The sequence below is a fragment of the Pseudomonas sp. RG1 genome (assembly GCF_025910115.1).
GTDB classification, from domain to species: domain Bacteria; phylum Pseudomonadota; class Gammaproteobacteria; order Pseudomonadales; family Pseudomonadaceae; genus Aquipseudomonas; species Aquipseudomonas atacamensis.
Genome location: NZ_JAPCIK010000036.1, coordinates 14,473 through 39,250 on the forward strand (window position 1 = coordinate 14,473; position 24,778 = coordinate 39,250).

At 59.3% G+C, this 24,778-nt stretch carries 16 protein-coding genes; 15 read left to right on the forward strand and 1 reads right to left on the reverse strand.

The window, feature by feature from the left end; translation table 11 throughout:
* Positions 1-22 precede the first annotated feature (22 nt).
* The 14 genes from aceA to nuoN all read left to right on the forward strand — a co-directional run bounded on the left by aceA (position 23) and on the right by nuoN (position 16,930).
* A complete protein-coding gene (gene aceA / locus OK411_RS18140; protein ID WP_016775277.1) occupies positions 23-1,348 on the forward strand; it encodes an isocitrate lyase in 1,326 nt (441 codons plus the stop codon).
* Between the two features lie 647 nt (positions 1,349-1,995).
* Entirely contained in the window at positions 1,996-2,409 is a 414-nt protein-coding gene (locus OK411_RS18145) for an NADH-quinone oxidoreductase subunit A (RefSeq protein WP_003223812.1), read from the forward strand.
* Between the two features lie 10 nt (positions 2,410-2,419).
* Positions 2,420-3,094, forward strand: a complete 675-nt coding sequence (locus OK411_RS18150) for a NuoB/complex I 20 kDa subunit family protein (RefSeq protein WP_016775278.1) — start codon at positions 2,420-2,422, stop codon at positions 3,092-3,094.
* 69 nt (positions 3,095-3,163) lie between these two features.
* The gene (gene nuoC, locus OK411_RS18155; RefSeq protein WP_264365476.1) at positions 3,164-4,948 is read left to right on the forward strand and encodes an NADH-quinone oxidoreductase subunit C/D; all 1,785 of its coding nucleotides are present in this window, start codon (positions 3,164-3,166) and stop codon (positions 4,946-4,948) included.
* A 2-nt stretch (positions 4,949-4,950) separates the two neighbouring features.
* Positions 4,951-5,448 carry an NADH-quinone oxidoreductase subunit NuoE gene (gene nuoE, locus OK411_RS18160; protein ID WP_003223804.1) on the forward strand — a complete coding sequence of 166 codons (498 nt, stop codon included), beginning with the start codon at positions 4,951-4,953 and terminating at the stop codon, positions 5,446-5,448.
* Positions 5,445-6,800 carry an NADH-quinone oxidoreductase subunit NuoF gene (nuoF, locus tag OK411_RS18165; RefSeq protein ID WP_024013417.1) on the forward strand — a complete coding sequence of 452 codons (1,356 nt, stop codon included), beginning with the start codon at positions 5,445-5,447 and terminating at the stop codon, positions 6,798-6,800. The genes nuoE and nuoF overlap by 4 nt, the downstream gene beginning before the upstream one ends.
* Before the next feature lie 136 nt (positions 6,801-6,936).
* The gene (gene nuoG, locus OK411_RS18170; RefSeq protein WP_264365477.1) at positions 6,937-9,651 is read left to right on the forward strand and encodes an NADH-quinone oxidoreductase subunit NuoG; all 2,715 of its coding nucleotides are present in this window, start codon (positions 6,937-6,939) and stop codon (positions 9,649-9,651) included.
* Complete coding sequence (gene nuoH / locus OK411_RS18175) at positions 9,648-10,655, forward strand: NADH-quinone oxidoreductase subunit NuoH (RefSeq protein ID WP_016775282.1); 1,008 nt, start codon at positions 9,648-9,650, stop codon at positions 10,653-10,655. The genes nuoG and nuoH overlap by 4 nt, the downstream gene beginning before the upstream one ends.
* An 11-nt stretch (positions 10,656-10,666) precedes the next feature.
* Entirely contained in the window at positions 10,667-11,215 is a 549-nt protein-coding gene (nuoI, locus tag OK411_RS18180) for an NADH-quinone oxidoreductase subunit NuoI (protein ID WP_016775283.1), read from the forward strand.
* A gap of 9 nt (positions 11,216-11,224) precedes the next feature.
* Positions 11,225-11,725: an NADH-quinone oxidoreductase subunit J gene (gene nuoJ / locus OK411_RS18185; RefSeq protein ID WP_007951462.1), complete on the forward strand. Its 501-nt coding sequence runs from the start codon at positions 11,225-11,227 to the stop codon at positions 11,723-11,725.
* 3 nt (positions 11,726-11,728) lie between these two features.
* Positions 11,729-12,037: an NADH-quinone oxidoreductase subunit NuoK gene (nuoK, locus tag OK411_RS18190; RefSeq protein WP_003180046.1), complete on the forward strand. Its 309-nt coding sequence runs from the start codon at positions 11,729-11,731 to the stop codon at positions 12,035-12,037.
* Complete coding sequence (gene nuoL, locus OK411_RS18195) at positions 12,034-13,887, forward strand: NADH-quinone oxidoreductase subunit L (protein ID WP_024013419.1); 1,854 nt, start codon at positions 12,034-12,036, stop codon at positions 13,885-13,887. Before nuoK ends, nuoL begins: the two co-directional genes overlap by 4 nt.
* A 39-nt stretch (positions 13,888-13,926) precedes the next feature.
* Positions 13,927-15,459, forward strand: a complete 1,533-nt coding sequence (gene nuoM, locus OK411_RS18200; RefSeq protein WP_016775285.1) for an NADH-quinone oxidoreductase subunit M — start codon at positions 13,927-13,929, stop codon at positions 15,457-15,459.
* A gap of 7 nt (positions 15,460-15,466) precedes the next feature.
* A complete protein-coding gene (nuoN, locus tag OK411_RS18205; RefSeq protein WP_024013420.1) occupies positions 15,467-16,930 on the forward strand; it encodes an NADH-quinone oxidoreductase subunit NuoN in 1,464 nt (487 codons plus the stop codon).
* Positions 16,931-17,063: 133 nt separating this feature from the next.
* Here nuoN and OK411_RS18210 read toward each other — a convergent pair whose 3' ends face one another.
* Positions 17,064-20,693 carry a hypothetical protein gene (locus OK411_RS18210; protein WP_136493744.1) on the reverse strand — a complete coding sequence of 1,210 codons (3,630 nt, stop codon included), beginning with the start codon at positions 20,691-20,693 and terminating at the stop codon, positions 17,064-17,066.
* 442 nt (positions 20,694-21,135) lie between these two features.
* Here OK411_RS18210 and OK411_RS18215 point away from each other — a divergent pair, with 442 nt between their 5' ends.
* Positions 21,136-24,771 (forward strand): Tc toxin subunit A, encoded by a 3,636-nt coding sequence (locus OK411_RS18215; RefSeq protein ID WP_264365478.1) that lies wholly within the window; start codon positions 21,136-21,138, stop codon positions 24,769-24,771.
* Positions 24,772-24,778 lie beyond the last annotated feature (7 nt).

Below are 24,778 nucleotides of genomic sequence, written 5' to 3' on the forward strand. Positions count from 1 at the left end.
AGACGCGACGAGGTTTATCTCCATGGCACTGACACGCGAACAGCAAATTGCAGCCCTCGAAAAAGACTGGGCCGAGAACCCGCGCTGGAAAGGCGTGACTCGCACTTACTCCGCTGCCGACGTGGTCCGCCTGCGTGGCTCGGTTCAGCCAGAGCACACCTTCGCGAAGATGGGCGCCGAGAAGCTGTGGAACCTGGTCACCCAGGGTGCCAAGCCGTCCTTCCGTCCAGAGAAAGATTTCGTCAACTGCATGGGCGCCCTGACTGGCGGCCAGGCTGTTCAGCAGGTTAAAGCCGGTATCCAGGCGATCTACCTGTCCGGCTGGCAGGTTGCTGCAGACAACAACTCCGCCGAATCGATGTACCCGGACCAGTCGCTGTACCCGGTGGACTCGGTGCCAACCGTGGTCAAGCGCATCAACAACTCGTTCCGTCGTGCCGACCAGATCCAGTGGAAAGCCGGCAAGAACCCGGGCGACGATGGCTACATCGACTACTTCGCACCAATCGTGGCCGACGCTGAAGCCGGTTTCGGCGGTGTACTCAACGCCTACGAGCTGATGAAAAGCATGATCGAAGCCGGCGCCGCTGGCGTTCACTTCGAAGACCAACTGGCTTCGGTGAAGAAATGCGGCCACATGGGCGGCAAGGTTCTGGTGCCAACCCAGGAAGCCGTGCAGAAGCTGACCGCTGCCCGTCTGGCCGCTGACGTTGCCGGCACGCCGACCATCATTCTGGCCCGCACCGACGCCAACGCGGCTGACCTGCTGACTTCCGACTGCGACCCGTACGATCAGCCATTCGTGACCGGCGAGCGTACTCAGGAAGGTTTCTACAAGGTACGTGCCGGCCTGGATCAAGCGATCGCCCGTGGCCTGGCTTACGCACCGTACGCCGACCTGATCTGGTGCGAAACCGCCAAACCGGATCTGGAAGAAGCCCGTCGCTTCGCTGAAGCGATCAAGAAGGAATACCCGGACCAGCTGCTGTCGTACAACTGCTCGCCTTCCTTCAACTGGAAGAAGAACCTGGACGACGCGACCATCGCCAAGTTCCAGCGCGAACTGTCCGCCATGGGCTACAAGCACCAGTTCATCACCCTGGCCGGCATTCACAACATGTGGCACAGCATGTTCAACCTGGCGCACGACTACGCCCGCAACGACATGACTGCCTACGTGAAGCTGCAAGAGCAGGAATTCGCTGACGCCGCTAAGGGCTACACCTTCGTTGCGCACCAGCAGGAAGTGGGCACTGGCTACTTCGACGACATGACCACCGTGATCCAGGGCGGCTCGTCCTCGGTGACCGCGCTGACCGGTTCGACCGAAGAAGAACAGTTCCACTGATTCGGCCTCACCTGAGCAAACGGCCTTTGCGGATCGAATAAAAAGCTAACCGCAGAGCCGCAAGACTGACGCCCCGACTGGATCGGGGCGTTTTTTTTGCCTGTTGGAATCTCAAAGACACTACAAATCCCCTGTGGGAGCGAGCCTGCTCGCGAAGGCGATAAGTCAGCTTGCACATCTGGAGGCTGATCCTTCGCTTTCGCGAGCAGGCTCGCTCCCACAGGGTTACCGTCAGCCGCGAGACGAAACATTGATCTGAAGCGCTACAAGCGTCAGAAATTTCCGCTAAAACGGTAGGCTTCGCTACTTGCAGTAACGCGCAAGTAAGACAACTTCCCAGCCACTCACTCGTTAAACAGTTACAAAACCACGCCAAACGATATCAATTATCATTTAGCCGCAACTATGTTCGTTACAAACTCTACAAAACATAATTGATGGAAACCCGGCTAATGCCCGCAACGCATGGGCCGCAGCGCCTTCAGGAAGCGCTATGTCCTTAATCCGGTAAATAATTTCGCCTTTGGAATTTTACTTGCCGGGTGTTTAGCCATAAAATCAGCCCGATTGATTGCTGCGACATATCGTCACTGCCTTATTTCTTTATCAAGCTCAGAGACCTTTGCTCTCTGTTAAGGATTACCAGCATGCCCGAAGCGACAGGACTCATGGCCCACAACTGGGGCTTTGCCATTTTCCTTCTGGGTGTCGTCGGCCTGTGTGCCTTCATGCTTGGCGTCTCCAGCCTCCTCGGGTCAAAAGCTTGGGGTCGCAGCAAAAACGAACCGTTCGAGTCGGGCATGCTACCTACCGGTGGCGCCCGCTTGCGGCTCTCAGCCAAATTCTATCTGGTCGCGATGCTCTTCGTGATCTTCGATATCGAAGCCCTCTTTCTCTTTGCATGGTCTGTGTCCGTCCGCGAAAGCGGCTGGACCGGATTCGTCGAAGCTCTCGTTTTCATAGCAATTCTGTTGGCAGGTCTTGTCTACCTGTTCCGAGTGGGCGCCCTTGACTGGGCTCCGGAAGCTCGTCGCAAGCGGCAGGCGAAGCTGAAACAATGAGGCTTTGGCAATGCAATACAATCTCACCAGGATCGACCCCGATGCTCCTAACGAGCAGTATCCGATTGGCCAGCGGGAAACCGTTGCCGATCCGTTAGAAGATCAAGTCCACAAAAACATTTTCATGGGCAAGCTGGAAGACGTGCTGAGTGGCGCGGTCAACTGGGGACGTAAGAACTCCCTGTGGCCGTACAACTTCGGCCTGTCGTGCTGCTACGTGGAAATGACCACCGCCTTCACGGCGCCCCACGACATCGCGCGCTTTGGCGCCGAAGTGATCCGGGCCTCGCCGCGTCAGGCCGACTTCATGGTTATCGCCGGTACCTGCTTCATCAAGATGGCGCCGATCATTCAGCGTCTCTACGAGCAAATGCTCGAGCCTAAATGGGTTATCTCCATGGGTTCGTGTGCCAACTCCGGCGGCATGTACGACATCTACTCCGTGGTTCAAGGGGTGGACAAGTTCCTGCCCGTGGACGTCTACGTACCTGGCTGCCCGCCCCGTCCGGAAGCATTTCTGCAAGGCTTGATGCTGTTACAGGAATCGATTGGACAGGAGCGTCGTCCGCTTTCCTGGGTCGTTGGTGATCAAGGCGTGTATCGCGCCGACATGCCATCGCAGAAGGAACAGCGCCGCGAACAGCGAATCGCAGTCACCAATCTGCGCAGCCCTGACGAAGTCTGATCCAGTTCTGTTCCAAGTAACGAGAAGCTGGCTTCATTCTTTACGTTGACCGAAAGCGAAAAAATAACCATGACTACAGGCAGTGCTCTGTACATCCCGCCTTACAAGGCAGACGACCAGGATGTGGTCGTCGAACTGAACAACCGTTTTGGCGCCGAAGCGTTCACCGCGCAGGCAACCCGCACCGGCATGCCGGTGCTGTGGGTGGCCCGTGCCAGACTGGTTGAAGTCCTGACTTTCCTGCGCAACCTGCCCAAGCCGTACGTCATGCTCTATGACCTGCACGGCGTGGACGAGCGTCTGCGCACCAAGCGTCAAGGGCTGCCGACCGGCGCCGATTTCACCGTGTTCTATCACCTCATGTCGCTGGAGCGTAATAGTGACGTGATGATCAAGGTGGCCTTGTCCGAAGGCGACCTCAGCATGCCTTCCGTCACCAGCATCTGGCCGAACGCCAACTGGTACGAGCGCGAAGTCTGGGACATGTTCGGCATCGACTTCAAAGGCCACCCGCACCTGTCGCGCATCATGATGCCGCCGACCTGGGAAGGTCACCCGCTGCGCAAGGACTTCCCGGCGCGCGCCACCGAATTCGATCCGTACAGCCTCAACCTCGCCAAGCAGCAGCTGGAAGAGGAAGCCGCGCGCTTCCGTCCGGAAGACTGGGGCATGAAGCGTTCCGGTGCCAACGAGGACTACATGTTCCTCAACCTGGGCCCGAACCACCCTTCGGCGCACGGTGCGTTCCGCATCATCCTGCAGCTGGACGGCGAAGAGATCGTCGATTGCGTCCCGGACATCGGTTACCACCACCGTGGCGCCGAGAAGATGGGCGAGCGTCAGTCCTGGCACAGCTACATTCCGTACACCGACCGCATCGACTACCTCGGCGGCGTGATGAACAACCTGCCGTACGTGCTCTCGGTCGAGAAGCTCGCCGGCATCAAGGTGCCGCAGAAGGTCGACGTCATCCGCATCATGATGGCCGAGTTCTTCCGGATCACCAGTCACCTGCTGTTCCTGGGTACCTACATCCAGGACGTCGGCGCCATGACCCCGGTGTTCTTCACCTTCACCGACCGCCAGAAGGCGTACACGGTGATCGAGGCGATTACCGGTTTCCGTCTGCACCCGGCCTGGTACCGCATCGGCGGCGTTGCCCACGACCTGCCGCGCGGTTGGGAAAAACTGGTCAAGGATTTTGTCGAGTGGATGCCCAAGCGTCTGGACGAATACACCAAGGCCGCCCTGCAGAACAGCATCCTCAAGGGTCGTACCATCGGCGTCGCTGCCTACAACACCAAAGAGGCCCTGGAATGGGGCGTCACCGGTGCCGGCCTGCGTTCGACCGGTTGCGATTTCGACCTGCGCAAGGCGCGTCCGTACTCGGGCTACGAGAACTTCGAATTCGAAGTGCCGCTGGCCGTCAACGGCGATGCCTACGACCGCTGCATGGTTCGCGTCGAAGAGATGCGCCAGAGCATCAAGATCATCGATCAATGCATGCGCAACATGCCGGAAGGCCCGTACAAGGCGGATCACCCGCTGACCACGCCGCCGCCGAAAGAGCGCACGCTGCAGCACATCGAAACCCTGATCACGCACTTCCTGCAGGTTTCGTGGGGCCCGGTCATGCCGGCCAACGAATCCTTCCAGATGATCGAAGCGATCAAGGGCATCAACAGTTATTACCTGACGAGCGACGGCGGCACCATGAGCTACCGTACCCGGATCCGTACTCCAAGCTTCCCGCATCTGCAACAGATCCCTTCGGTGATCAAAGGCAGCATGGTCGCGGACTTGATTGCGTACCTGGGTAGTATCGACTTCGTTATGGCCGACGTGGACCGCTAAGCATGAACAGCACGCTTATCCAGACAGACCGTTTCACTTTGAGTGAAACCGAGCGCTCGGCCATCGAGCACGAGTTGCATCACTACGAAGACCCGCGCGCGGCGTCGATCGAAGCCCTGAAGATCGTACAGAAAGAACGCGGCTGGGTGCCGGATGGCGCCCTGTACGCGATCGGCGAGATCCTCGGTATCCCGGCCAGCGACGTTGAAGGCGTGGCGACTTTTTACAGCCAGATCTTCCGTCAACCGGTCGGCCGCCACATCATTCGCGTCTGCGACAGCATGGTCTGCTACATCGGCGGCCACGAGTCGGTGGTCAGCGAAATCCAGAACAATCTGGGCATCGGCCTGGGTCAGACCACCGCCGACGGTCGTTTCACCCTGCTGCCTGTCTGCTGCCTCGGCAACTGCGACAAGGCACCGGCGCTGATGATCGACGACGACACCTTTGGCGACGTGCAGCCTGCTGGCGTGGCCAAACTGCTCGAGGGCTACGTATGACCCTGACATCTTTTGGTCCAGCCAACCGCATCCAGCGCTCGGCCGAGACTCACCCGCTGACCTGGCGTCTGCGCGATGACGGCGAAGCCGTGTGGCTCGACGAATACCAGGCCAAGAACGGTTACGCCGCTGCGCGCAAAGCCTTCGCCGAGATGGATCAGGACGCGATCGTCCAGACCGTCAAAGACGCTGGCCTCAAGGGTCGCGGCGGCGCCGGCTTCCCCACTGGCGTGAAGTGGGGCCTGATGCCCAAGGACGAATCCATCAACATCCGCTACCTGCTGTGCAACGCGGATGAAATGGAGCCGAACACCTGGAAAGACCGCATGCTGATGGAGCAACTGCCCCATCTGCTGATCGAAGGCATGCTGATCAGTGCCCGTGCGCTGAAAACCTACCGTGGCTACATCTTCCTGCGCGGCGAATACACCACCGCCGCCAAGCACCTCAACCGTGCCGTGGAAGAAGCCAAGGCGGCCGGCCTGCTGGGCAAGAACATTCTCGGTTCGGGTTTCGATTTCGAGCTGTTCGTCCACACCGGCGCCGGACGTTACATCTGCGGTGAAGAAACCGCACTGATCAACTCCCTCGAAGGCCGCCGCGCCAACCCGCGCTCCAAGCCGCCCTTCCCTGCCGCCGTGGGCGTGTGGGGCAAGCCGACCTGTGTGAACAACGTCGAAACCCTGTGCAACGTGCCGGCGATCATTGCCGACGGCGTTGACTGGTACAAATCGTTGGCCCGCGAAGGTTCCGAAGACATGGGCACCAAGCTCATGGGCTTCTCCGGCAAGGTCAAGAACCCCGGCCTGTGGGAACTGCCATTCGGCGTCACCGGTCGTGAACTGTTCGAAGACTACGCCGGCGGCATGCGCGACGGCTTCAAGCTCAAGGCCTGGCAGCCAGGCGGTGCCGGTACCGGTTTCCTCCTGCCCGAGCACCTCGACGCACAAATGTATGCCGGCGGCATCGCCAAGGTCGGCACCCGGATGGGTACCGGTCTGGCGATGGCGGTGGATGACAGCGTCAACATGGTCTCGCTGCTGCGCAACATGGAGCAGTTCTTCGCACGCGAATCCTGCGGTTTCTGCACCCCGTGCCGCGATGGTCTGCCATGGAGCGTCAAGCTCCTGATGGCCATCGAACAGGGCAAGGGCCAGCCGGGCGACATCGAGACCCTGCTGGGTCTGGTCGGTTTCCTCGGCCCGGGCAAGACCTTCTGTGCTCACGCACCGGGTGCCGTGGAGCCGCTGGGCAGCGCCATCAAATACTTCCGTCCAGAGTTCGAAGCCGGTATCGCGCCTGTCAGCGCCGCCGTCCCGCCTCTGGCAAGGCCGATCGTAGTCGGCGCGTAAACGCTTAAAAAGGCGAAGGGTCCGTGCCCTTCGCCTTTCGTCCGATGACGCCCTTCGGGGCTGTTTGGATTCGGACGCATAACAAGATTCCATTAGCCACGCCCGCTGACACCGGGCCAACGAAGACCTTTGAACCATGGCCACTATCCACGTAGACGGCAAAGCGCTCGAAGTCGACGGGGCAGACAACCTGTTACAGGCATGTCTGTCGCTGGGCCTCGACATTCCATATTTCTGCTGGCACCCCGCGCTTGGTAGCGTCGGGGCCTGCCGCCAGTGCGCGGTCAAGCAGTACACCGACGAGAACGACACCCGTGGTCGCATCGTCATGTCCTGCATGACCCCGGCCACCGACAACACCTGGATCTCCATCGACGATGAAGAATCCAAGGCGTTCCGCGCCAGCGTTGTCGAATGGCTGATGACCAACCACCCGCACGACTGCCCGGTGTGCGAGGAAGGCGGTCACTGCCACTTGCAAGACATGACAGTGATGACCGGCCACAACGAGCGCCGTTATCGCTTCAGCAAACGCACCCATCAGAACCAGCAACTGGGCCCGTTCATTTCCCACGAAATGAACCGCTGCATCGCTTGCTACCGCTGCGTGCGTTTCTACAAGGACTACGCCGGCGGCACCGACCTCGGTGTGTTTGGCGCCCACGACAACGTGTACTTCGGTCGCGTTGAAGACGGCACCCTCGAAAGCGAGTTCTCCGGCAACCTCACCGAGGTCTGCCCGACCGGTGTGTTCACCGACAAGACTCACTCCGAGCGCTACAACCGCAAGTGGGACATGCAGTTCGCCCCGAGCATCTGCCATGGCTGCTCGAGCGGTTGCAACATTTCCCCGGGCGAGCGTTACGGTGAGCTGCGTCGCATCGAAAACCGTTTCAACGGTTCGGTGAACCAGTACTTCCTCTGCGACCGTGGCCGTTTCGGTTATGGCTACGTCAACCGCACCGACCGTCCACGTCAGCCGCTGCTGGCCGACGGCACCAAGCTCGGCCTCGACGCTGCGCTGGACAAAGCCGCCGACCTGCTGCGCGGGCGCAACATCGTCGGCATCGGTTCGCCGCGTGCCAGCCTCGAAAGCAACTACGCGTTGCGCGAACTGGTTGGTGCCGAGCACTTCTATTCGGGTATCGAAGCCTCCGAACTGGAGCGCATTCGTCTGGTCCTGCAGGTGCTGAACGACAGCCCGCTGCCAGTGCCGAACATGCGCGACATCGAAGACCACGACGCGACTTTCGTCCTCGGCGAAGACCTGACCCAGACCGCTGCGCGTATGGCGCTGGCTCTGCGTCAGTCGGTCAAGGGCAAGGCTGAAGACATGGCCGAAGCCATGCGCGTCCAGCCTTGGCTCGACGCGGCGGTGAAGAACATCGGCCAGCACGCGCTGAACCCGCTGTTTATCGCCAGCCTCGCCGAAACCAAGCTCGACGACGTCGCTGAAGAATGCGTACACGCAGCTCCCGACGATCTGGCGCGCATCGGTTTCGCCGTGGCTCACGCGCTGGACGCCAGTGCCCCGGCCGTTGAAGGTCTGGACACCGAAGCCCTGGAACTGGCGCAGCGCATCGCCGATGCCCTGCTCGCCGCCAAGCGTCCGCTGATCATCGCCGGCACTTCGCTGGGCTCCAAAGCCCTGATCGAAGCTGCCGCGAACATCGCCAAGGCTTTGAAGCTGCGCGAGAAGAACGGTTCGATCAGCCTGATCGTGCCGGAAGCCAACAGCCTCGGTCTGGCCATGCTCGGTGGCGAATCGGTCGACGCCGCGCTGCAAGCGGTCATCGATGGCAAGGCCGACGCTATCGTCGTGCTGGAAAACGATCTGTACACCCGCACCGCCAAAGCCAAGGTCGATGCCGCACTGAACGCCGCGAAAGTGGTGATCGTTGCCGACCATCAGAAAACCGCCACCACCGATCGCGCGCACCTGGTGCTGCCAGCGGCAAGCTTCGCCGAGGGCGACGGTACGCTGGTCAGCCAGGAAGGCCGCGCTCAGCGCTTCTTCCAGGTTTTCGATCCGCAATACATGGATGCGAGCATTCTGGTGCACGAAGGCTGGCGCTGGCTGCATGCCCTGCGCGCGACCCTGCTGAACCAGCCGATCGACTGGACGCAACTCGACCACGTCACCGCTGCCGTTGCCTCGAGCACCGCGCAACTGGCGCGCATCGTCGATGCTGCACCGTCGGCTGCTTTCCGCATCAAGGGTCTGAAACTGGCCCGTGAGCCGCTGCGTTATTCCGGCCGCACCGCCATGCGCGCCGACATCAGCGTTCACGAACCACGCACCCCGCAAGACCAGGACACCGCGTTCGCCTTCTCCATGGAAGGTTACTCGGGCTCCGCCGAACCGCGTCAGCAAGTGCCATTCGCATGGTCGCCGGGCTGGAACTCGCCACAAGCGTGGAACAAGTTCCAGGACGAAGTCGGTGGTCATCTGCGTGCTGGCGACCCGGGCACCCGCCTGATCGAAAGCACCGGTGATTCGCTGAACTGGTTCGCTGCTGCGCCGCGTGCGTTCAACCCGGCGCCGGGTACCTGGCAAGCCGTGCCGTTCTTCCACCTGTTCGGCAGCGAAGAAAACTCTTCGAAAGCCGCCCCGGTACAGGAACGCATTCCGGCACCTTACGTCGCGCTGGCGAAATCCGAAGCGGATCGCCTCGGCGTCAACGACGGTGCCCTGCTGAGCCTGAACGTGGCCGGTCAGACATTGCGTCTGCCGCTGCGCATCAATGAAGAACTGGGCGCCGGTCTGGTGGCATTGCCTGCGGGCATCGCCGGCATTCCACCGGCATTCGCCGGCGTGTCCGTCGACGGTCTGCAGGAGGCAGCGCAATGACCTGGTTCACCCCTGAAGTGATCGATGTGATCCTGACGGTCATCAAAGCCATCGTGATCCTGCTGGCCGTAGTGGTTGCAGGCGCCTTGCTCAGCTTTGTCGAACGTCGCCTGCTGGGCTGGTGGCAGGACCGTTACGGTCCGAACCGCGTTGGCCCGTTCGGCATGTTCCAGATCGCCGCCGACATGCTGAAGATGTTCTTCAAGGAAGACTGGACCCCGCCGTTCGCCGACAAGGTGATCTTCACCCTGGCGCCGGTGGTGGCCATGTCCGCCCTGCTGATCGCCTTTGCGATCATCCCGATCACCCCGACCTGGGGCGTGGCGGATCTGAACATCGGCCTGCTGTTCTTCTTCGCCATGGCCGGTCTGTCGGTCTACGCGGTGCTGTTCGCCGGCTGGTCGAGCAACAACAAGTTCGCCCTGCTCGGCAGCTTGCGTGCCTCGGCGCAGACCGTGTCCTACGAAGTGTTCATGGGCCTGGCCCTGATGGGCATCGTGGTCCAGGTTGGCTCGTTCAACATGCGCGACATCGTCGAGTACCAGGCGCAGAACCTGTGGTTCATCATTCCGCAGTTCTTCGGCTTCTGTACCTTCTTCATCGCTGGTGTCGCCGTGACTCACCGTCACCCGTTCGACCAGCCGGAAGCGGAACAGGAACTGGCCGACGGTTACCACATTGAATACGCCGGTATGAAATGGGGCATGTTCTTCGTCGGTGAATACATCGGCATCATCCTGATCTCGGCGCTGCTGGTCACCCTGTTCTTCGGTGGCTGGCACGGTCCGTTCGGCATCCTGCCGCAACTGTCCTTCGTCTGGTTCGCACTGAAGACCGCGTTCTTCATCATGCTGTTCATCCTGCTGCGCGCTTCCATCCCGCGTCCGCGTTATGACCAGGTGATGGATTTCAGCTGGAAATTCTGCCTGCCACTGACCCTGATCAATTTGCTGGTGACCGCTGCGGTTGTGTTGATGAACACGCCTGCGGTTGCGGTTCAGTGAGGATTTGACCCATGTTCAAATATATTGGCGACATCGTTAAGGGTACCGGTACCCAGTTGCGCAGCCTGGTCATGGTCTTCGGCCATGGCTTTCGCAAGCGCGACACCCTGCAATACCCCGAGGAGCAGGTCTACCTGCCGCCGCGTTACCGTGGCCGCATCGTCCTGACCCGCGACCCCGATGGCGAAGAACGCTGCGTAGCCTGCAACCTGTGCGCCGTGGCCTGCCCGGTGGGTTGCATCTCGCTGCAGAAAGCTGAAACCGAAGACGGTCGCTGGTACCCGGACTTCTTCCGGATCAACTTCTCGCGCTGCATTTTCTGCGGTCTCTGCGAGGAAGCCTGCCCGACCACCGCGATCCAGTTGACCCCGGATTTCGAGATGGCCGAGTTCAAACGTCAGGACCTGGTGTACGAGAAAGAAGATCTGCTGATCTCCGGCCCCGGCAAAAACCCTGATTACAACTTCTATCGTGTTGCAGGTATGGCAATCGCTGGCAAGCCGAAAGGCGCTGCGCAGAACGAAGCCGAACCGATCAACGTGAAGAGCTTGCTGCCTTAAGGAAGAACGATGGAATTCGCTTTCTATTTCGCATCGGGTATTGCTGTGGTGTCCACGCTGCGTGTGGTCACCAACACCAACCCTGTGCACGCCCTGCTCTACCTGATCATCTCGTTGATCGCCGTGGCCATGACCTTCTTCGCCCTTGGCGCGCCGTTCGCCGGTGTGCTGGAAGTGATCGCCTACGCCGGTGCCATCATGGTGCTGTTCGTGTTCGTGGTGATGATGCTCAACCTCGGCCCGGCCTCGGTGCAGCAGGAACGCACCTGGCTCAAGCCCGGCATCTGGGCAGGACCGGTGATTCTTGCCGCGCTGCTGCTGGCCGAACTGCTGTATGTGCTGTTCGCTCACCAGAGCGGCCAGGCCATCGGCCACACCACCGTAGACGCGAAAGCCGTGGGCATCAGCCTGTTCGGCCCGTACCTGCTGGTGGTCGAACTCGCCTCGATGCTGCTGCTCGCTGCAGCCGTCACGGCGTTCCATTTGGGCCGTAACGAGGCGAAGGAGTAAGACATGCCTGCTATCCCTCTCGAACATGGTTTAGCCGTCGCCGGCATCCTGTTCTGCCTTGGTCTGGTCGGCCTGATGGTCCGCCGCAACATTTTGTTCGTGTTGATGAGTCTGGAAGTGATGATGAACGCCTCTGCCCTGGCCTTCATCGTCGCGGGCGCCCGCTGGGCGCAGCCGGATGGACAGATCATGTTCATCCTGGTGATCAGCCTTGCCGCAGCCGAGGCCAGTATTGGCCTGGCGATCCTGCTGCAACTGTATCGCCGCTTCCACACGCTCGATATCGACGCTGCCAGTGAGATGCGCGGATGAACCTACTCTTCCTGACTTTCGTATTCCCTCTGATCGGGTTCCTGTTGCTGTCGTTCTCGCGCGGCCGCTTCTCGGAAAACCTCTCGGCGCTGATCGGTGTCGGTTCGATCGGCCTGTCGGCTATCGTCACCGCTTACGTGATCTGGCAATTCAACGTCGCGCCGCCGGAAGGTGGCGTGTACACCCAGGTGCTGTGGCGCTGGATGTCGGTGGAAGGTTTCCAGCCGAACTTCGCGCTGTACCTGGATGGCCTGTCGGTGACCATGCTCGGTGTGGTCGTCGGCGTCGGCTTCCTGATCCACCTGTTCGCGTCCTGGTACATGCGTGGTGAAGACGGTTACTCGCGCTTCTTCTCGTACACCAACCTGTTCATCGCCAGCATGCTGTTCCTGATCCTCGGCGATAACCTGCTGTTCATCTACTTCGGCTGGGAAGGCGTGGGCCTGTGCTCGTACCTGTTGATCGGTTTCTACTACAGCAACCGCAACAACGGTAACGCCGCACTCAAGGCATTCATCGTCACCCGTATCGGCGACGTGTTCATGGCCATCGGCCTGTTCATCCTGTTCCAGCAACTGGGCACGCTGAACGTCCAGGAACTGCTGGTACGTGCGCCTGAGCACTTCAAGGTCGGCGACTTCTGGATCGTTCTGGCAACCCTGATGCTGCTCGGCGGTGCTGTCGGTAAATCGGCGCAACTGCCACTGCAGACCTGGCTCGCGGATGCGATGGCCGGCCCTACCCCGGTTTCGGCACTGATCCACGCCGCGACCATGGTGACCGCCGGTGTCTACCTGATTGCCCGTACCCACGGTCTGTTTGCGCTGGCGCCGGACATCCTGCACCTCGTCGGCATCGTCGGTGGCGTGACCCTGGTACTGGCCGGTTTCGCCGCGCTGGTACAGACCGACATCAAACGTATCCTCGCCTACTCGACCATGAGCCAGATCGGCTACATGTTCCTGGCGCTGGGCGTTGGCGCCTGGGAAGGCGCGATCTTCCACCTGATGACCCACGCCTTCTTCAAGGCCCTGCTGTTCCTTGCTTCCGGTGCGGTGATCGTTGCCTGCCACCACGAGCAGAACATCTTCAAGATGGGCGGTCTGTGGAAGAAACTGCCACTGGCCTACGCCAGCTTCATCGTCGGTGGTGCCGCGCTGGCCGCTCTGCCACTGGTTACCGCAGGTTTCTACTCCAAGGACGAAATCCTCTGGGAAGCGTTCGCCAGCGGCAACCAGGGTCTGCTTTACGCAGGTCTGGTCGGTGCGTTCATGACGTCGCTGTACACCTTCCGCCTGATCTTCATCGCGTTCCACGGTGAAGCCAAGACCGAAGCCCACGCCGGCCACGGCATCGCCCACTGGCTGCCACTGTCGGTGCTGATCGTGCTGTCGACTTTCGTCGGCGCGATGATCGTGCCGCCGCTGCACGGCGTACTGCCGCAAAGCGTCGGCCATGCCGGTGGCGAAGCCAAGCACAGTCTGGAAATCGCCTCGGGCGCCATCGCCCTGGCCGGTATCCTGCTGGCAGCGCTGCTGTTCCTTGGCAAGCGTCGCTTCGTCACGGCGATCGCCAACAGCGGCATCGGCCGTTTCCTTTCGGCCTGGTGGTTCGCTGCCTGGGGCTTCGACTGGATCTACGACAAACTGTTCGTCAAGCCGTACCTTGCGATCAGTCATGTACTGCGCAAAGACCCGCTCGACCAGACCATCGGTCTGATCCCGCGTATGGCCAAGGGTGGTCACACTGCCCTGAGCCGCACCGAGACCGGTCAACTGCGTTGGTACGCCGCCTCGATGGCTGCTGGTGCCGTGCTGGTGATCGGCGCCATCGTGCTGGTAGCGGTCTGATATGAACCTTGCGAATTTGCGAAAGGAAACGAGCCCGTCATGATTCTGCCTTGGCTAATCCTGATCCCCTTCATCGGCGGCCTGCTGTGCTGGATGGGTGAGCGCTTCGGCGCTACCCTCCCGCGCTGGATTGCGCTGTTGACCATGACCCTGGAACTCGCGCTCGGCCTCTGGCTGTGGGCCCACGGTGACTATTCATTCGCACCGGCGCCGGGCGCCGATCCGACCTGGGCGCTTGAGTTCAAGCATGTCTGGATCCAGCGTTTCGGCATCAACGTGCACCTGGCCCTCGACGGCCTGTCGCTGTTGATGATCCTGCTGACCGGGCTGCTGGGTATCCTCTCGGTACTCTGCTCGTGGAAAGAGATTCAACGTCACGTTGGCTTCTTCCACCTCAACCTGATGTGGATCCTGGGCGGTGTGGTCGGCGTGTTCCTCGCCCTCGACCTGTTCATGTTCTTCTTCTTCTGGGAAATGATGCTGGTGCCGATGTACTTCCTCATCGCGCTCTGGGGTCACAGTTCTTCGGACGGCAAGAAAACCCGGATCTACGCGGCGACCAAGTTCTTCATCTTCACTCAGGCGTCCGGCCTGATCATGCTGGTGGCGATCCTCGGTCTGGTGCTGGTCAACTTCAACAATACCGGCGTGATCACCTTCAACTACGCCGACCTGTTGAAAACCAAGATGTCGATGACCACCGAGTACATTCTGATGCTCGGCTTCTTCATCGCCTTCGCGGTCAAGCTGCCCGTCGTACCGTTCCACTCCTGGCTGCCTGATGCTCACGCCCAGGCACCGACTGCCGGTTCCGTCGACCTCGCCGGTATCCTGCTGAAAACCGCGGCCTACGGTCTGCTGCGTTTCGCCCTGCCGCTGTTCCCGAACGCTTCGGCCGAGTTCGCGCCGATCGCCATGACCCTCGGTCTGATCGGGATCTTCTACGGCGCGTTCCTGGCGTTCGCACAAACCGACATCAAGCGTCTGATTGCCTTCTCTTCCGTTTCCCACATGGGCTTCGTGTTGATCGGTATCTACTCCGGCAGCCAACTGGCGCTGCAAGGCGCAGTGATCCAGATGCTGGCGCACGGTCTGTCGGCAGCGGCGCTGTTTATCCTCAGCGGTCAGTTGTACGAGCGTCTGCATACGCGTGACATGCGTGAGATGGGCGGTCTGTGGTCGCGTATCGCTTACCTGCCGGCGATCAGCCTGTTCTTCGCGGCGGCGTCGCTGGGCTTGCCGGGCACCGGTAACTTTGTCGGCGAGTTCCTGATCCTGATCGGCTCCTTCGCCAGCGCTCCATGGGTCACGGCGATTGCCACTTCCGGTCTGGTGTTCGGTTCGGTCTACTCGCTGATCATGATTCACCGTGCCTACTTCGGCCCGTCGAAATCCGACGCGGTGCTGCACGGCATGGACGCTCGCGAACTGATCATGGTGCTCGGTCTGGCGGTGTTGCTGATTTACCTCGGCGTCTACCCGCAACCGTTCCTCGACACCTCTGCCGCCACCATGCATGGCGTGCAGCAGTGGCTCGGCACCGCCTTCTCTCAACTCGCTTCGGCCCGGTAAGAGCGCTATGGAATTCACGATTCAACACTTTATTGCGCTTGCGCCACTGTTGATCACCAGCCTCACCATTATCGTGGTGATGCTGGCAATCGCCTGGCGCCGCAACCACTCGCAGACCTTCCTGATTTCGGTGGCGGGTCTGAACCTGGCCCTGCTGTCGATCCTGCCTGCGTTGAAAGTCGCGCCTCTGGCCGTGACCCCGTTGCTGCAGATCGACGCGTTTGCCTGCCTGTACATGGCGATGATCCTGGTCGCCACCCTCGCCTGCGTCACCCTCGCCCACGCCTATCTGGGTGATGGCGGTTCGGGCTACCCGGGCAATCGCGAAGAACTGTACCTGCTGATCCTGATGGCCGCCGCCGGTGGTCTGGTTCTGGTCAGCGCGCAGCACCTGGCCGGGTTGTTCATCGGTCTGGAACTGCTCTCGGTACCGGTCTACGGTCTGGTGGCTTACGCCTTCTTCAACAAGCGTTCGCTGGAAGCCGGCATCAAGTACATGGTGCTGTCGGCCGCCGGTTCCGCGTTCCTGCTGTTCGGTATGGCGCTGCTCTACGCCGACGCCGGTTCGCTGAGCTTCGTCGGCATCGGTCAGGCCCTGGCTGCAACCGGTCTGCCAAGCCCGCTGGCGCAACTGGGCCTGGGCATGATGCTGATCGGTCTGGCGTTCAAGCTGTCGCTGGTACCGTTCCACCTGTGGACGCCGGACGTCTACGAAGGTGCTCCGGCACCGGTGGCGGCGTTCCTCGCTACCGCTTCGAAGGTCGCAGTGTTTGCGGTGATGGTGCGTCTGTTCCAGCTCTCCCCTGCTGCCAGCAGTGGTGTGCTGAGCGATGTGCTCAGCGTGATCGCGGTCGCCTCGATCCTGTTCGGTAACCTGCTGGCCCTGACCCAGAGCAACCTCAAGCGTCTGCTCGGTTACTCGTCGATTGCGCACTTCGGCTATCTGCTGATCGCGCTGGTGGCGAGCAAGGGTCTGGCGGTGGAAGCCATCGGCGTCTATCTGGTGACTTATGTCATCACCAGCCTCGGCGCGTTCGGCGTGATCACCCTGATGTCGTCGCCGTACAACGGCCGCGACGCTGACGCGCTGTACGAGTACCGCGGCCTGTTCTGGCGCCGTCCGTACCTGACCGCCGTGCTGACCGTGATGATGCTGTCCCTGGCCGGCATCCCGCTGACCGCCGGCTTCATCGGCAAGTTCTACATCATCGCCAGCGGCGTCGAAACGCGTCAGTGGTGGCTGGTCGGCGCACTGGTACTGGGCAGCGCCATCGGCGTCTTCTACTACCTGCGCGTGATGGTCACCCTGTACCTGATCGAGCCTAACCTGCGTCGCCACGACGCCCAGCTGCACTGGGAACAGAAGGCAGGCGGCGTGATGCTGCTGGCCATCGCCCTGGTCGCATTCTTCCTGGGCGTGTACCCGCAGCCATTGCTGGTGCTGGTACAGCAGGCGGGTCTGGCGGGCTGATTGCTCGGCTGATCTGGCTGAAATGGAAACGGCACCTTCGCAGGTGCCGTTTTTTTGGTCCGGGATTTTTTGCGCAGCAACAACCCGTGACAAGTACCGCGCCGCCCTGTAGTTGCAGACGCTTGCCCAGCCATTACTTTCCATAGCGGTTACGAATGGACAAACTCGCAAACTCTCCGTCGTAGTAGCTGATAAATATCCAGCCATCGCGAGCAGTAAAATTCTCCACGGTTGGCTTGCCAGTCACCGCGACAGTCACCGGCACTCCCCCCGCCGGCAGTCCCGTGAAAGTGGAAACCGCGCGAATGCCATACCTCCAGTACGCGGCCGAACCTCCCATTTGCTGAGGGCCGAATTTTTCAGATACTTCAGCACTGTTATGCGCCAGCGACATGGGCAACTCCAGCGAACTGAATTCCAGCGCCGGCACCTTCAACCAGACTGCGAAATCGCCGGCACTGGTGCTGTCGACGCAGTTCAGCAACCAGCTCACCCCGTCTTCACCGAGCGTTTGCGGGCTGCTCGGACTCAAGGTCACGCCTAGATCGGCCGCTTGCGCACTCAACTCCAGAACTACGTCCTGGCCGAGCAGAAAACTGCTGTCCTGGGGTCGCAAAGTCAATGTATGCGTGGCCCCCAGGCAGGGGAACGCCGGGGCGCCACCGAACACCTGTGGGAACCCATCAAGATCAAACCTCACGGCGTCAGCCAAATCCCCCGCCTCCACTCGCCCGGGCAGCTCCCAGTCGGGCAGTATCGAACTGGCCAGACTCAAACCGTAAAAACCACTGTTCGCCTCTTCGGCAGAAATATACCAATGGATTGACGATCCTTTGTTTATCGTCAGCGGCGTCCCCAGATAAGGGTTGAAAGTCAGGCCTCGTTCCTTCGCGCCCCAGAAGTTCTGCAAAGTGACGGTAGAGCCAATCAAAACACTGTCGTCGGCAACCTTCAGCTCCAGCTTATAGGGCAGGTCTTTTCTCAACAGCACGAACTCGCGTGCAGGGTCGACGCGCTCACCGTCCAGATAAAGCTCTGCTGCCTGCGCCCAGACATCGTCCAGTACCGCATTCACTTCATAGAGTTCGGTCAAAATCACACCGGCGTTGTCCTGAGTGACGTCTGCAAGAACTTCATGTCTGCCGACTGTTTCAGGTGTATAGCGATAACCGGTCCAGCCGTTGACGTCGGTCTGCGTTGTCGCCAGCACCTCCTCCTCGCCATTGACGCGCCACTTCACCTCCACGCCAGCGGCTACCTCCCCGCTGACACCGGAGATGACCTGGATTCGCAACAGCACGCTCTGCTCGGTGCCCACCACCGGTGTACCGATGGCGGGGGTGGCGTCACCAATGGCATACCGCGATTCGCTCACCTTGAAGGAGCGAGCCTCAGTCCAGTCGGAACATTCCCCGTCGAATGTCTGCCGGGCCTGCACGGCATAGTCTCCGAGGGCCCACGCTTTTTCTGCGGTCCAATTCCACCGGGTTGAACCGTCGACAATGGCAAACTCTTCCATGGGATCAAGCGCATGACGCAGGACAATCTCACCTCCCGTTGCTCCTGTGCCGCGAATCCTCGGATAGCGTGATGTCTCGGAGTTCGCCCGTGGCGCTTCGATAGCCGGGATTGACGGCGCAGCCTTGGCCGTAAAGCGATGCGGCGCGCTCCAATCCGAGTCCATTCCCCCTCTGGCCTGTTTAGCCTCAAGGACAATGGTGCCCGGCTCTAACGGATTCACCACGGTGAATGTCAGGATCCCGTCTGCGCCCGCGGTGTCTTCGTGCAACGTAGCGCCGTTCTCAAAGCGAACGGTTTGCAGCGCGCCTGGCAGGCCGGCGATCTTGAGGGTGGGATATATTGAAGTTATGCCCCCCGCCTGCGGTTGCTGGAATTGAGGGGCGTCGGGCCGGTCCTCCACCTCCACGGTGAAAGTGCACAAGTCACTGGGGTCAGAGTCCACGCCGTTTACCGTTTGGATGACGTAGACAGTGTTTTCGCCGGGCGTCCAGTCCTCCGCCGGAGTGAAGAGGCGGTCGGCTCCGCTGCTGGTGAATTGGCCAGGCACGGCTCTATCGGGTTTGGTAAACATTTGCAGGGTGACGGCGCCTGACGCGACACCGGTGATTTTCAAAGGCTGTTTCGGTGTTGCCGGGTCGGTTGGCGGCTCGATGTCAGGCGTAGCTGGCTTGATGTAAAACTCGAGGACAGCGGTTGCTTCAGACGTATCTCCATTCACGCTCTGCTGCGCCTTGATATGTTTAGGACCGGGCAGCCAGAGGTACTCGAAAAACCATGTCGTTGCATTGTAGGTCAGGTTGCCTTGCAGAGAGACGCCAGCGGCACTTTGCAAAGTGATCGTCGCTCCCGCGATGCACGTTCCTTGCACCCTGACCTCGGCATGATGACCGGTGTGCGGTAAAGGGTGAGTGATCACAGGTTTGGGCGGTTTCGCATTTATCAGAATGGTGACTGGATCGCTTGGTTCGGAGGACACGCCGCCCACACTCTGCACAACTTTGACCTTCGTGGAGCCTACATCCCAGTTCGCTGTCGGTATGAATGTGCGAGCTGAGCCACTGCCAGTGAAACTGCCAGCCACCGGTGCGCCGGCCTCAGTCAACAATTGCAGGGTGACGGCATCAGAAAAAACGAGGGTGATGCTCAGCGGCTGTTTCACTGCGGCCGGATTAGGTGGCGGAGTTATAGCGGGCTTGGGCGGCTTGACTTCAAGCGATCGGGGCTCGGATCGATCAGAACGCCCGCCGGTGTTCTTGGCCGTTTGTTCCGCCATGATCACATGTTTACCTGGGGGCCACGCTGTGGTGGCAGAAACTGACCAAGTGCCGTCCGTTAAGACAGTGGTCGTTAAACTAGCGCTCTCTTCATTGTGCTTGAAAATTTTAAGCGTGGCGTCCTTGAGCCCGGCTGCGCCACTGATTGTTGGTTTGCCGTCAGCGGATACGGTTACGTTGAAGATAACCGGTTTGAAAAGGACCGCAAAACTCACGTGCGGTGTATATCCAGAGGGTAACCCGTTCAAGGTTTGAGTGGCCGTCATGTGAAACGGGTCGGCCATTGCCAGGGTTCGCTCCAGCTGTACGCCCCATAAATCATTGCTTTGCACTATTGTAGTTGCCAGAACGACTTGAGGGACATTGTGCTCATACAATTTAATGCTGGCACCTCCTATACCCGTGCCGGTTATCGTCGGGCGAGTAGTCTTCACTATTCCTGGATTAGTGATACTCGGTCTAGCAACAGAGAATGGAATCCTGACCCGAACTGACGCCCATGTATCGGGACCGGGGAGATCAAATATGAATTTAAAATATATATAAGCTCTTTCGGTATCCCCAGCTACCGTGCCTCCGGCGCCAAATATCTCATGCCACTGTCCATCCTGAATGGCGTTGTCATTAGTCACCTCCTTTTCACCAAATGAGGACTGCGAATAAAAGTCAAAAATAACATTCCCGCTTTTTCTACCGTTATTCACTGCAGCGTAGCGCTTTGCATAGCAAGTAAATGCGGCACCATAGGGGTTAAAAGAAAATTCCACCTCAAGAGAAGCTGACAATCCAAAAAATTCATGGCGTACTTGTAAAACCGCCTTGGTATAAGTCCCGATTTCTTCGCTATGAAGATTGTCAACAGTAAAATCATCTGCCGAAACCTCGATACAATGTCCGCTTTCGATGTTATCCATCCCATCCGCAATCTCAGTAAAACTATTCATCATTATGCAACTATAATTATTCATTGTTTTTCTCCCTGACGATTTATTGCGTTCGATACTTACTAAGCGCTTACCACTTTGGAATCTTCCGCCAAGCGACCCTGCGTAGGAATAAGCATCAAACGCATGGCTTTTTCCGAGAAGCAGAACTTACCGGAGTGGCTGACTTCTGAAAGAACCTATCAACTTGTTCAACAACTCGAAGAACAATTAAAAAATCGCCAAATTGACGTCCAGCTCAGCTTCCAAGCACGGTAAGCCCAGAAAAAAACTCAAACAACTGTTACTTCTGACAGCCACCTAGACAAATTAGAAATTATTATTCAAAGTTAAACGTCTGATTCGATATAAGAAACAGAGCAAGCCAATAGATCCAATAAGAATATTACTCATAGCAACTTGTTCTAATAAGACCGCCGGCAACTGTCAGCTCTGACAGGTTACGTCACAAGCATTTACCGTTAGCTTGCTCCTGTGCGACCTCTTTGCGGGCCGTTACCCTTTTAGCAGGAGATCCATAGTCATGGCCGATAACAACAGACTGTTGAATGCTCTCGTGAAACCTGATGAATCTTTGAAAAAAGACCGCAGCGACTTCCCCACCGCCATGCAGCAAATGGGTTTCACCTCGGTCTTCGATATTGTCCGTCTATCCAAAGCAGCGTTCGCTCGCCAGCTCGCCCTATACAGCGACGCGAACGCCGATGGGGCTTACGACAATGCAATGAAGTATGCGGCACTGATTGCGCGCCTGTATCGGGAATACCAGACCTCTTCCGGCGCGATGCAGCAACTGGCTCAACGCAGTGGCGTGAGCTCGCTGGTTGCGCTGGGCGCTACTTATCAACGCATGTTCAATGAAAACTGGGACGAGTTCACCAAGGTCGGAGCCATTGCCGCCAACGATAGTCCGGTGGCCTACCTGACTGAACTGCGGAGATTTTCCCTGCAACTGGAAGCCACCAGTGAGGATCCCAAGCGGCTGTTGATGGATCAACGCCGTCCTGACCTCAAGGACCTGTTGATCAGCCAGGAGAGCACCTTCACACCGAGGCCAATGCTGGAAATTGTCACGCAGGTATTGGAAAGTCATCTGCGCACCTATCTGGATGGCAATCTTCCCGACAAAAGCAAATCCACCTATCAGGTACTGGCCGAACGGAGCTACCCCTTCGAACTGCCCTACAACTTCTATCATCACCAATGCCAACTTGGGCTCGCTGATAATAAGCCGCGTCTGGGCGAGTTGAATTACCGGGCCAGTCTGTTGCTACCGGTCAAACAGGTAGCAATCAACGACTATGGGAAATTGCAGCATCCGGTGCTACAGGCACAACGGATGCTGTGCGGGTTGAGCCCACAACAACAGCAATTGCTGATCGCCCCCCCGGTCTTCAGCCATTTTTATCTGACACGCAGCAATCTCCTCGACGGCTGGCAAAGCCCCCTCACCGCCTACCTGCGGCCACATACCACACGGAGCAGGTGTTACTTGCTGCTGTCAGGACAGCCTGATGACGTGACCGCGACTCCGCCAGCGGACGCACCAACAGATCAAGGCGGCGCAAAAACCGTTGTTTCACTGACCTTTCGCAAAGACGACAAGACCGTGCCAGCCAGTATCGATCTGAGCTCTAACGTGCCGGACCTCACCGGCACTGGCTGGCTGGTAAATCGTCTGCACGCTGCGACAGATAAACCCATCGTTGTGCATTTCCAGGCTGCCCGCCTTCCCCCGCCGACGGAGCAGGGATACACAGCCAGATTCGATCTGATCACTGCCACCGGGACCGTGGACCAACCGGTCCGTCTGGCCAGACAGCGCTTCGCCTTTACGCTGGATGACCAGTACCGCCTGACAACCACAGAAAAGAACTTTTTCAAAAGCAACTACGGTGTCGAAGTCACCAGCGATTCGCCCGTGCAGCAACTGACCCTGCTGACTGACTTTATGCAACACACTGGCCTCAACGCTGAACAGGTCGAGCAGCTTGTAGCCCGCCGCAGCTTTGCGGTGCGGTTGTCGCCCAATTGTCCATACCTGCAGCCGGCCCCGAACAGGATTGGCCCCCAGACCGGGCCTTTTCCAAATCACTACAGTGCCTGCTACGTCAATGGCATCGGTCCCGGTGCTGAACTGTCCGACAACGCGCCGGAACCGGGCCCGGAAACAGGCCTGAGCGATGAGTCAGACCACGCCATAGGACTGGAACGGATAGCGTCGGGCGACAACAAACAATGGCGTCTGACCAAAACCTCACTTGATCGTCTCGATCGCCTGCAACGGATGATCCGCCTGCAACGCTGGAGCGGCATTCCTTTCGCCAGACTCGACACATTGATCTGCAGTGCCATCCGCGCCGAGGGCGAAACCAACCTTGGCATGGAGCTGAACGAAAATACCTTGCGTGCGCTGGGCGTCTATCGTTACCTGAACCGACGCTACAGCATCGAACCTGAAGAGTTCGCGGCGCTGATGAACGACCTCAGCCCCTATGCCAGTGGCAAGGACGCGGTGCCGTTGTTCGATCAAGTGTTCAACCGTGTGCAACTGTTCGACACACCGCTGATTCTCGATCAAACGCCCATAGATTTGATCTCCCTCGATGCCGCAACGCAGAAAACCCTGCTGCAACTATGTGCCGGGCTCGGTGTGCAGCCCACCGAAGACTCTCTTCTGTTGATTGCCCGGCAGACCGAAAAGCATGTGGGCACGCTCAAGCGTGACTTGCCAACCATTTCCTCGCTGTACCGCCAGGCACGGATCGCCAGGTTGTTCGGGCACTCGGTCGAAGAGTTGCTGGCATTGGCGGGACTTCTCGGAGGCTCGTCGTACAAAACCGCACTCGCCAGCGGCCGCTTGAGTGCACCGTCCACAGCGGCAAATCCGGACATCCTCGATGTGCTGATGCAACTGGATTGGGCTTTCACCTGGCTCAAAGACAGTCAGCAGACCGTGACTCAGGTATTGCAACGCCTGGGCATCGATGCCCCGCCAAATCACGAAGAGCCGGAAAATGATCAACAGATCAGATTGGCTGAGCAAGCTCCCCTGCCCGATGAGTTGCGGGCGCGTCTGACGAGGCTGCAAAGCGATACGCGCCGGAGCCTGGTGACCGAGGCCCAGATAAATGCGTTGGGCCTGCCGCTGCAGAGCGATGGCAAACGCAAGCGAGGACAAATCGACTGGTTCCAGTTACTGATCGAACACAGGCTGATCAATGCTGATGGCCTGCTGTCTGGCCTTGACCGCCCACTGACTCTGGTGGATGAACCCGTTGCCTGGTTACAGAGCGATGTCGTTGAAGCGCTCAAGGGTCTCGGTCTGACTCAGCCTGTCAAAGATGCTTGTGCAGACAAGCTCGTCAAGTTTCTACTCGACGTACATGACCGTCAGGCACAGTTGCTCGAAGGGCTGTTCCAGGAAGCCGCCAAGCTGGCGCCGGATTGCTGCCGGGCCGTCATCCACTGGGCCTGGGCCACGCCCTACAGCCTCTTGCTGCAAGCGCTCAAGACCCCTCTGCCCCAAGCGTTGATCGAGGATTATCAACGGGTAGCTCGCCACGCCGAGATCGTCAGAGAACTGCGTCTGAGCAATAGCGCTCTGCGCTTGTTCGTGATCAATCCGATGTGGCTGGGTGGTCCTGAATACGAGGAAGGCAGCAACAGCATGCCGTCACTTTCCGATCTCTATCTGCTCGAACGCTTCAGTGACTGGTTCCACAGCCAGAGCCATTCCGAAGACAGCCTGTTGAGTTATTTCAGTAGCGCCAATCCAGCCAAGGCCCGATTGAAAAACAAGGTCCTGCGCCAGCTCGCCAGTGAAACGGCCAATGCTGCCCTTGCGCGTTTGCTGGAGTGGCCGCAAGCGCAAATCATCGCGCTGACCAGCACCCTCCCCGCTGACTGCGCCACCTCGATGGCTCACGTTGACTGGGTGCGTCGTTGCCAGGCCGCTTGTCAGACCAGCGGCTTATCTGCCGGGACGCTATTGCAAGCCACCGCGCTGGGCGACCAAAGCGATCTGCAGGCCTGGAAAGCCGTCGGTGAGGCAGTCATGGCCGCCCACTCTGCCGCTGACCCTTCACGTGACAATGGTTAAGGAACGA

What these genes read in the sequence shown, in the direction of transcription:
- nuoG (WP_264365477.1), top strand. Translation starts at nt 6,937, where the DNA reads ATGGCCACTATCCACGTAGACGGCAAAGCGCTCGAAGTCGACGGGGCA.
- nuoM (WP_016775285.1), top strand. Translation starts at nt 13,927, where the DNA reads ATGATTCTGCCTTGGCTAATCCTGATCCCCTTCATCGGCGGCCTGCTG.
- nuoI (WP_016775283.1), top strand. Translation starts at nt 10,667, where the DNA reads ATGTTCAAATATATTGGCGACATCGTTAAGGGTACCGGTACCCAGTTG.
- nuoE (WP_003223804.1), top strand. Translation starts at nt 4,951, where the DNA reads ATGAACAGCACGCTTATCCAGACAGACCGTTTCACTTTGAGTGAAACC.
- aceA (WP_016775277.1), top strand. Translation starts at nt 23, where the DNA reads ATGGCACTGACACGCGAACAGCAAATTGCAGCCCTCGAAAAAGACTGG.
- nuoK (WP_003180046.1), top strand. Translation starts at nt 11,729, where the DNA reads ATGCCTGCTATCCCTCTCGAACATGGTTTAGCCGTCGCCGGCATCCTG.
- OK411_RS18150 (WP_016775278.1), top strand. Translation starts at nt 2,420, where the DNA reads ATGCAATACAATCTCACCAGGATCGACCCCGATGCTCCTAACGAGCAG.
- nuoL (WP_024013419.1), top strand. Translation starts at nt 12,034, where the DNA reads ATGAACCTACTCTTCCTGACTTTCGTATTCCCTCTGATCGGGTTCCTG.
- nuoJ (WP_007951462.1), top strand. Translation starts at nt 11,225, where the DNA reads ATGGAATTCGCTTTCTATTTCGCATCGGGTATTGCTGTGGTGTCCACG.
- nuoF (WP_024013417.1), top strand. Translation starts at nt 5,445, where the DNA reads ATGACCCTGACATCTTTTGGTCCAGCCAACCGCATCCAGCGCTCGGCC.
- OK411_RS18145 (WP_003223812.1), top strand. Translation starts at nt 1,996, where the DNA reads ATGCCCGAAGCGACAGGACTCATGGCCCACAACTGGGGCTTTGCCATT.
- OK411_RS18210 (WP_136493744.1), bottom strand. Translation starts at nt 20,693, where the DNA reads ATGAATAATTATAGTTGCATAATGATGAATAGTTTTACTGAGATTGCG.
- nuoH (WP_016775282.1), top strand. Translation starts at nt 9,648, where the DNA reads ATGACCTGGTTCACCCCTGAAGTGATCGATGTGATCCTGACGGTCATC.
- nuoC (WP_264365476.1), top strand. Translation starts at nt 3,164, where the DNA reads ATGACTACAGGCAGTGCTCTGTACATCCCGCCTTACAAGGCAGACGAC.
- nuoN (WP_024013420.1), top strand. Translation starts at nt 15,467, where the DNA reads ATGGAATTCACGATTCAACACTTTATTGCGCTTGCGCCACTGTTGATC.